Origin of the sequence: Paenibacillus albidus, from assembly GCF_014644435.1 — a bacterium.
GTDB classification, from domain to species: Bacteria; Bacillota; Bacilli; order Paenibacillales; family Paenibacillaceae; genus Paenibacillus_AQ; species Paenibacillus_AQ albidus.
Genome location: NZ_BMKR01000028.1, coordinates 83,828 through 93,239, shown reverse-complemented (window position 1 = coordinate 93,239; position 9,412 = coordinate 83,828). Strand labels below are relative to the sequence as shown.

At 51.7% G+C, this 9,412-nt stretch carries 6 protein-coding genes; all 6 read right to left on the bottom strand.

All coding sequences use genetic code 11. The features are described 5' to 3' along the window. Window positions 1-1,029 precede the first annotated feature (1,029 nt). Window positions 1,030-2,985, bottom strand: a complete 1,956-nt coding sequence (locus IEY53_RS24885; protein ID WP_189029803.1) for a sigma-54-dependent Fis family transcriptional regulator — start codon at window positions 2,983-2,985, stop codon at window positions 1,030-1,032. 31 nt (window positions 2,986-3,016) lie between these two features. Then, window positions 3,017-4,303 (bottom strand): RNA polymerase factor sigma-54, encoded by a 1,287-nt coding sequence (gene rpoN / locus IEY53_RS24880; RefSeq protein ID WP_189029802.1) that lies wholly within the window; start codon window positions 4,301-4,303, stop codon window positions 3,017-3,019. 171 nt (window positions 4,304-4,474) lie between these two features. After that, on the bottom strand, window positions 4,475-5,863 hold the full coding sequence (gene lpdA, locus IEY53_RS24875) for a dihydrolipoyl dehydrogenase (protein ID WP_189029801.1): 1,389 nt from the start codon (window positions 5,861-5,863) through the stop codon (window positions 4,475-4,477). A gap of 167 nt (window positions 5,864-6,030) precedes the next feature. After that, complete coding sequence (locus tag IEY53_RS24870; RefSeq protein ID WP_189029800.1) at window positions 6,031-7,359, bottom strand: dihydrolipoamide acetyltransferase family protein; 1,329 nt, start codon at window positions 7,357-7,359, stop codon at window positions 6,031-6,033. 44 nt (window positions 7,360-7,403) lie between these two features. After that, complete coding sequence (locus IEY53_RS24865; RefSeq protein ID WP_189029798.1) at window positions 7,404-8,375, bottom strand: alpha-ketoacid dehydrogenase subunit beta; 972 nt, start codon at window positions 8,373-8,375, stop codon at window positions 7,404-7,406. After that, a complete protein-coding gene (locus tag IEY53_RS24860) occupies window positions 8,372-9,328 on the bottom strand; it encodes a thiamine pyrophosphate-dependent dehydrogenase E1 component subunit alpha (RefSeq protein ID WP_229696338.1) in 957 nt (318 codons plus the stop codon). The genes IEY53_RS24865 and IEY53_RS24860 overlap by 4 nt, the downstream gene beginning before the upstream one ends. Between the last annotated feature and the right edge of the window lie 84 nt (window positions 9,329-9,412).

Below are 9,412 nucleotides of genomic sequence, written 5' to 3'. Positions count from 1 at the left end.
AAAACACCTACAGAAATAGGCCAACCAGAAGTTTTCCGGTTGACCTAATAATACGAAAAAAGAAACCGACTCTTTTGGGAAAATGGAGTTATCACACAACCATTCAAAGGAGAGGCTTCTTTGTACATTCAATATACCATGGACCACTTTTCTAGCGATTCTCCAGTAACGGGAAAATTGCTGCTTTACTCATTTTTTGTAGTTTTAAGAATGAAGAGAACTGTCACCAGTCATAGAAAATCTACTTTTGAGACAGCCCCTGTAAGCCTATGGCGGAGATCGCTAGAGTGCACTTTATACATCAGGATGGGAAAAAGGAGGCTTGTTTTAGGATTTCAGTGTATTTGGTGCAGCAGGAACCGCAGCATTCGCCGAAAAGTAGCCTTATGGCTATCCTCTGAATGTACAAAATACATCATTATGGATGTTTGAGCCTCTTTTAAACCATTCTGAGGTACTAAATACATTAGAACAGATCGAAGACTGGTGACGAACGCTAATCCATATCATACAGCCTTCAGGAATCCCTTATATTTAATCTGATACTGTACTAACTCCTCAATTGAGAATAATTCTCATTATATCTCAAAACGAAGTCATTTTACACCGTCAGGTTTCACAATTTTGATCTCTTCAAGTTGATTATCCTTTTTGCTCTTGGAAGACGCTGAGTGGCGCGCTTTTGTTCATGGTTTACAGGAACCCCTTCAAACGTAATGATTAATAGTAATAATTACGATTAATATACTATATATTATCGTTTGATTCCCGCAATATCAACGCTATTCACAGTGGGCGGGGGACATTCATAATTGAGGAGGATACAGATTGCAAGTCCTGCCGAGCTGAATCATATGCCGCTGGAACTGAGCGTCAAATGGTACAGGCTATCCATAGAGCGGATGAATCCGCCTTCCTGGATAGCCTGTATACTGCCATTTCTTCTCTTAGAGAAAGGCCCTATTTCGAATGCAAAATGTCAATAATTACTTTAGTTATAGAATCCGCCGGTCCATATTTAAATTTGATCTATTTGCTTATTCCATACTCGGCAATCTTCCGGTACATGGTCGATTTTCCGATCCCCAGCATTTTGGCTGCACTCACAACATTGCCGCCGCATGTTTTAAGCGCACTGCAAATGCTTTCTATCTGAATCTGCTCCATTTTTTTGCCGTATGCCTCCGTTGCACGCTTCTGCGGTACCGCCACACTACCGCTGTTGCTGTATATCACAGGCGTTGTCCTTGCCGGAGGCAAATTCAGATGGGTAATGTCAGCAGAGCTGCATACATAATAAGCCCGTTGCACGGCATTTTGCAGCTCACGCGCATTTCCCTGCCACTCATAGCTCTGCAAGGCTTCCAGAAAGGAAGGGCTGAACCGCTTGACCGGGCCGGGATTGTCACGGTTGCACTTCTGCAGGAACAGTCTCGCCAGCGGGGCAATATCTTCCCTTCGCTCCCTAAGCGGCAACAGCTTGATATTGATCACATTCAAGCGGTAATACAAATCGCTGCGATAGGATTTCAGGCTTACTTCCTCCACCAGATCGCGGTTAGTAGCTGCAATGACTCTTACATCCATCGTCCGCTCATGCTTGCCTCCGATTCTGCGGACTTTATGATTATCCAGAACACGGAGCAGCTTCGCCTGAATCTCCAGCGGCAGCTCCCCGATTTCATCCAGAAAAATCGTCCCCCCGTTCGCCAGCTCGAACTTCCCCGGATTGCCTTCCCGAAGCGCCCCAGTAAAGGAACCCTTCTCATATCCGAACAGCTCGCTCTCCACCAGATCTTTGGGCAGCGCCGCGCAGTTAATCGCAATAAAGGGTCCTCCGGCCCGCAGGCTGGCATTATGGATGGATTGGGCAAACAACTCCTTGCCTGTTCCGCTCTCCCCTTCGATCAGCACCGTACAGTTTGTCTTCGCAATACGCTGGGCAAAAGCTATCTGTCCCTGCATATAAGGATTGTCCGTGATAACTTCCCTGAACCGGTAATTCGCCTTGAAACCGGCTAATTGATTGACCTCCTTGCGCACCTGCCCGGCTTCCCGGATCGTAAGCGAAGCGCCGAGAATCTTGTCGTCGAAGGTGAACGGATAGATGTTCACCATGCAATCAATCTTGTTGCTGCCGACGGTGAGGGTACAATCGGCGTAGCTTAAAAACCGCTCGCCGGCGAATACACTGTCCAAATCGACTTCTTCCAGCAGCTCCTTGATATTCAAGGCTTCCATTTGCTCCGGGCTGAGCATGAAGATCGAGGCCAGTCTTTCATTATAATGCCGCACGCGGTATTCGGTATCAATAACAAGCAGCCCATCCTGCATCGACTGGAATACGGCATGCATCATTTGGCTCGTCTCTAGCATATGGAGCTGCTTCTCGATACTGCTGACCGCCGATACTACAACACCGAACGTATGGGCATGTACATCCTCGGCCTTGCCCGACAGATCAAGGCAGCCAATCACGTGGCCCCGGCTGTCATGAATCGGTGCAGCCGAACAGGTCCAGGCATGATGCGACGTGCAGTAATGCTCGCCGCCCAGCACCTGAATAGCATCATTAATAGCCAGCGCGGTACCCACCGCATTGGTGCCTACGCTGAGCTCATCCCACTTGGCCCCCTCCACGAAGTTCACCTTGACACACTCCGGTTCGAGCTCCTTATTGAGCATCGTGTGCAGGAGAACACCGTCCTGATCGGTCAGGACAATTGCATAGACTGTATCCTTGATAATCTGATAGATGCTGTTCATCACCGGCTTGGCGACGGAAAGGAGCTGCTTCTTCTCCTGTAACCGGGTAGCCAACTCCTCTTCCGACACCTGCATCCCTTTGCCGCACATCGGATCGACTCCGGCTTGGCGGCATCTTCTCCATGAAGCGGCTATTTCCGGCTTCGTCCCGGCGGCACACTCACCGCTGGATATGAAATGTTCCCAGTTCCCAAGCGATTGCGCATAGCTGATTCGCATGTCTACTGCTCCTTTCCCTCGCCCGCAGCATCTAAATCGGATATTCACGTCTGCCCGGGGCGGAGGCAATCCGCATGGATTCTCTGTACTTGGCAACTGTCCGGCGGGATATGACTATCCCCTGCTCAAGCAGAAGTTCAGCGATTCGGCGGTCGCTGTAGGCTGCCCGCTTATCTTCTCCCTCTATAAGGTCACGGATGATTCGCTTCAGGGCATCCGGCGTCCAATCGCTATCTTCACCTGCAATTCCGGAAGGAAAAAAATACTTCAGCTCAAAGGTTCCCCATACGCATTGCACATATTTGCCCCGAACCGCCCGGCTTACCGTAGACTCATGAAGATCCAGCTCTTCAGCGATTCTGCCGAGCGTCAAGGGTACCAGATAATCTTTCCCTCTTTCGAAAAAAGGCCGCTGCAGCTTCAGAATGGCACCAGCCACGCTGCACAAAGTTGCCTTGCGGTCTTCGAGGCATTTCATGATCCAGCTTGCTTGTTCGTTCTTCTCCTGCAGGTAGCGGCGTGTGTCCTCGTCTCCGCTCAGGCTGCACAGGCGCTGATAGCTTTCGGCAAGCGCAACCTGCGGGCTGGACAAGGGATGGGCTGCGGCTTCGTAGCCCCCGTTCTTCCGCATAATGTACACATCAGGTACAATGTAAACCGTGGATTCCCCATGATCAAAGGTATTTCCGGGGCGGGGATTTAAGGATTTAATTATAGGGTATGATTCTTGAATACTCTTTAGGGAGGTCTTCAATTCTTTGGCGACGCGGACCAGCTGATTGCTGCCCAATTGTTCAAGATGGCGTTCAATCAGCATCCGCAATAAAGGTGTCATTCTGCCGGAATGCTCCAGCTGGAGCACCAGACATTCCTGCAAATTCCTGGCTCCGACCCCGCAAGGCTCCAGAGACTGAACATATCTTAGTCCGGCTTCGATATCCTGACAGCCGACTCCCAGTTCAACTGCAATCTCCTCCACCCGTTCCGCAAAATACCCGGTATCATCCAGGCAGCCGATCAGATAGGCCACAATGACCCGTTCCTTCTTGGGCAGTTCCAGCAGACTTAGTTGCGACAGCAGATGCTCCTGCAGATTATGCCGGGGACGCGCGGCATATTGCAGCAAATGCTGACTGCCCTTTCCGCTCTTGACCCTGCCGCCGCCTATTGAATATTGAACCTCAATCAGCGGGTTTTCCTCAGCCAGCCGCTCCACATATTGGCCCAGCTCCTGGGAGTCCATTTGCAGCACCTCAACAGATTGCAGCAGCCCGGGAGACAAACCCATTCGCTGCTTGGTATCCAAAGCAAGCCTCATATGCCCACTCCTTTTTTTGTATACGCTTACATCTCTCTCTATTATAAAACCCCATAACATTCAATAAAGACAAATAAGATGAACTTAGTATGACAATCCGCAGGGAATTAAGGGATCGGCATACTCTGTTCATCGTATTTGAATTTGCCCTGGAGATTTGAAGGCTATTCGTTAAACATGAAGATGAATGGCACGGTTATGAACGGCGTGTGCGGCTTCGTGCAACGCTTCTGCAACCGTGGGATGGGCATGAATGGTAGTCACAAGCTCATCCAGTGTGGCTTCAAGGCGAATCGCCAGCGCCCCTTCCACAATGATGTCCGTTGCCCGCGGTCCGGCAATGTGCAGCCCCAGAATTTCATCGTTGCCGGCGTCAACGACGTACTTCACCAGCCCGCTGCTCTCGCCCATAATCATGGACTTGGCATTGGCTTGAAGCGGAAATACTCCGGTCTTCACCTGGAATCCCTGCTGTTTGGCCTCCTCCTCCGTAAGCCCCACGGATGCCAGTTCAGGCCGTGTGTAGACACAGGAAGGCACCGTTCTGAAATCAATGGGTGAGGGTTCACCCATGATCGCTTCTGCAGCAATAACCCCTTCAGCGGAGGCTACGTGCGCCAGCATGATTCCTCCGTTGCAATCCCCGATAGCGTAGATGCCCGGTATGCAGGTTTCCATATTCCGGTTGACCTCAATTGCCCCCCGTTTGATCTCCACACCGATGTTCTCCAGCCCCAGACCCGCAGTCACCGGCCTCCGGCCGATGGACAGCAGCACTTTATCCGCTTCTATAACATGATTGCCGTTTCCGGAGGAGGTGACTACCCGCAGTCCTGCCTCCGTCTGTTCGATTCTCTCCACTTTGGTCTCTGTGTGGACCTCAATGCCGGAACCTGCAAATTCCTTCCGCAGGCATTGCACAATATCACGGTCCATAACTGCAATTAGTTCAGGCAGCATCTCGACAATCGTAACCTTGCAGCCCAGGCTGCTGTACACACTGGCAAACTCACAGCCGATCACCCCTCCGCCAATAATGCAAAGGCTCTCCGGTACCGCAGGAAGCGAGAGTGCTTGATCGCTTGTAACAACCCCTTCCAGCTCTATGCCGGGAATAGGCACGATCGATGGCTCTGAACCGGTAGCAATAATCGCCCGGTCGAATCCAAGTATGCGGACACTGCCATCTGCTGCGGTTACTTCCAGCTCACGGCCACTGATAAATTTGCCGGAGCCGCTTAGCTTGGCAATCTTGTTTTTTTTGAGCAGCGCCTCGATGCCGCCAGTGTTCATTCTGATGATCTTATCTTTGCGTTTCTGCAGCTGGCCCCAGTTCACTGAAACCTCCGCCGTCTCAATGCCAAGCTCCTTGCCCTCCCGCTTCAGATGTGTGTACAGCTCCGTGGTATGAAGCAGTACCTTGGTTGGTATACAGCCGACATTAAGACAGGTCCCGCCCAAAGCCTTCTTCTCCACAAGTGTAACTTCCGCTCCCAATTGCGCAGCCCGTATGGCAGCCACATAACCGCCCGGGCCGCCTCCAAGCACAACGATCCTCATGGTTTCTCCCCCTAAAAGTTTTGTGAGTATACGCTCCTTTGATTAACTTCACACAAAACTCGCTCCGGAAGCATACGCCTAAGTTTTGTAAGCATACGCTCCATTGATTAACTTCATACAAACTCGCTCCGGAAGCATACGTCTAAGTTTGGCTAGCATAGGCCTTCTCACAGCAGCAGCAGCGCCGGATTCTCTACATAGGCCTTGATTTTTTGCATAAATTGCGCCGCAACCGCCCCATCCACAGCTCTATGGTCAGCAGTCAGGCTAATGTTCATCAAGGGTCTGATGATAATCTCTCCATTAATCGCGACCGGAGTATCCACGATGGCATTGACACCCAGAATAGCAACCTCCGGTTGATTGATAATCGGTGAGAAGGACTCCATGCCGTACATCCCCAGATTAGTTATAGTAAAGGTTCCTCCCGTCAAGTCATCGGAGGTCAAAGTGTTGCTTCTCGCTCCTGCCGCCAGCCGCTTCACATCCTGCGATATTTCAGCCAACCCTTTTTGGTAGGCGTTCTTGACCACAGGGACAACAAGTCCCTCCTCCAGCCCCACGGCTACACCGATGTTGACATAATTCCGCATAACAAGCTCGGTTCCTTCAATAGAACAGTTCAGGAGCGGAAACTCCAGCAGAGATCTGGCAACAATACTGACCAGCAGATCTGTATACGTAACCTTTAGTGTATCCTTCAACTGCTGTCTCAGCGCACCCAAGGCGGTTGTATCCAGCTTCATATTGTAGGTCACGGCCGGAGAAACCGCCTGGCTTTCCAGCATCCGTTTGGCGATGATTTTGCGCATGCTGTTCATCGGCACGCGTTTGACCTCCTGCACGGCAGCCTGCACCGCAGTCTGACTGGAGGCTGCTGCGATGGAGCGGATGTCCTCCTTCATAATTCTTCCTTCTTTATGGAGCCCGGAAGGATCAATACCAAGGGCCGCTGCTTCCTTGGCCGCTGCGGGGGATATTTTCACTTTGGGAGCAGCTCCGCTGCCGCCTTCTATCGCATACTTGCGCACATCTCCTTCGGTAATTCGACCCTGCGGCCCGGTCCCTTTCACCTGCTGCAGGTCAACGGACAACCCTGCAGCAGTCTTCTTGGCGTACGGCGAAGCCTTGATTCTGCCACTGGCAGCATGAACAGACGCTTCACCGGCAGTGGCAGCGGCCGCCCCGGCATCAGCCGGAGTTCCGACCTGCTCAGCCACCGGCATCACGCCGCCGCCAAGCAGAGCGGAAATGTCCTCATTGGCATCGCCGATGACGGCTACCGGCTGGAAGATGTCCACAGTGCCTTCCTCTACAATGATTTTCCGCAGCACACCGCCAAGCTTTGCTTCAACTTCATTGGAAATTTTGTCCGTTTCCACATCAAACAGAATGTCTCCTTGGGCTACGGTGTCCCCTTCGGCTTTTCGCCAATTGGAGATCGTACCTTCGGTCATGGTAAGCCCTAATTTGGGCATAACGATAAGTTCAGCCATTGTGCACCTCCGCTAGTTTGCATATTGACGTTTCCTGAGCCTCATCAGAACATGCTCTTAATGCCCTGAATAATATCTTCTGTATTTGGCAGCACATAGGCTTCCAGCGCCGGAGAATAAGGGACGGGGGTATTCAGTGCGCCGATTCGGACAACAGGAGCATCCAATTCGTCAAAACACAGCTCCGAGATCATGGCGGACAGTTCGCCCCCGAACCCGCCCCGCTTCACTTCTTCAGTGACAACAAGCGCCCGGTGCGTTTTGGCAACTGATGCGAATATCGCCTCTTTGTCCAGCGGATACAGCGAACGCAGATCAATAACCTCTGCTTCAATGCCCTCCTCAGCCAGTGCTTTCGCGGCGCTAAGCGCATCCTCTACTTGCTTGCCGTACGTTATAATGGACACGTCGCTTCCTTCCCTCTTGACGCTGGCTACGCCAAAAGGAATAGCGGCAACCGTATCGTCCACCTGAAATTTTTTCGAATACAGAACCTTGCTCTCGATATACACCACCGGATTGTCATCTTCAATCGCGGTCAGCATCAGCCCCCAGGCATCCTGGGCGTTGGAAGGATAGACCACCTTGAGCCCCGGAACATGTGTAACCCAGGCCTCCAGCGACCCGGAATGCTGTGCTCCCGCACTGATTCCACCGCCTGCCGGCAGCCGCAGTACGAGCGGCACGGAGATTTTGCCGCCGAACATATATCTCATCTTCGCAGCCTGATTTACCAGTCCGTCCATGCCAAAAGTCAGAAAGTCAATGAACATCAGCTCGGCCACGGGTCTCAGCCCTGTTGCGGCCGCTCCGACGGAAGCCCCCACAATAATTCCTTCGGAAATCGGAGTATCACGGACCCGCTCTTCGCCAAATTGCTCCCAAAGCCCCTTCGTTACCCCAAAGGTTCCGCCGTATGGCCCGACATCCTCCCCAAGCAATACCACATTTGGGTCCTCCAGCATTTTGCTGCGCAAGCCTTCACGGATTCCTTCACCATAGGTCATTTTTCTCATCTGCTGCGCGCCTCCTCAATGATATCGGAATAAATACCTTGAACCGAAGATTCCAGGGCCGGATAATCGCTGGCAAAAGCGAAATCAAGCGCCTCCTGAATCTCCCCGTCCACCTCAGCCTCAATCTGCTTCAACTCTTCCGCCGTCATCAGCTTGTTCTCCGTAAGGTACTTCTCAAATCTGGGAATCGGGTCCTTTTGCAGCCAGGCCTCCACTTCTTCCTTCGGTCTGTAAGCTCCGGGATCACCTTCAAAGTGGCCATGCTGTCTGTATGTTTTGAATTCCAGCAAGGTAGGGCCTTCACCATTTCTCGCCCGCTGTACCGCCTCTTGCACATGTTCGTACACCGTAACCACATCGTTGCCGTCAGCCGTAAGGGAAGGCATGCAATAGCCCTCGGCACGTTTGGCAATGTCCTTAATGGTCTGATGTCTGGCCTGGCTGACCGATATCCCATACAGATTGTTCTCGCATACAAAAATAACCGGCAGCTTCCATAGGCTCGCCAGATTCATCGCTTCATGAAACGTACTCTGATTCGTGGAAGCATCACCGAAAAAACACACACTGACCTGGTCGCTCCCTCTGTATTGCGCGCTCCACGCTGCCCCGGTGGCAATCAGATGGCCCGCGCCAACAATTCCGTTGGCTCCGAGTATGCCAAGCTCCGCGTCTGCGATATGCATCGAGCCGCCTTTGCCTTTGCAATAGCCGGTTTCCTTGCCGAACAATTCTGCCATCATATATTTCAGATTCCCGCCTTTGGCCACGATATGTCCATGCCCCCGGTGGGTGCTCGTAATATAATCGTCATCCCGCAGATTGGCGCATGCCCCAACAGCGATGGCTTCTTCCCCGATGTACAGATGGACAAAGCCCGGTATTTTACCTTCCGCAAAAAAGGTGGATGCAGTCTTTTCAAATTTCCTGATACTCTGCATCTTCCGGTACATCCCGCTAAGCAATTCTTTTGAAATACGCAAGTGAATCCCTCCTCTTGATTTGGCCCTCACCTCTATAACAAGCAAATTCCGTGC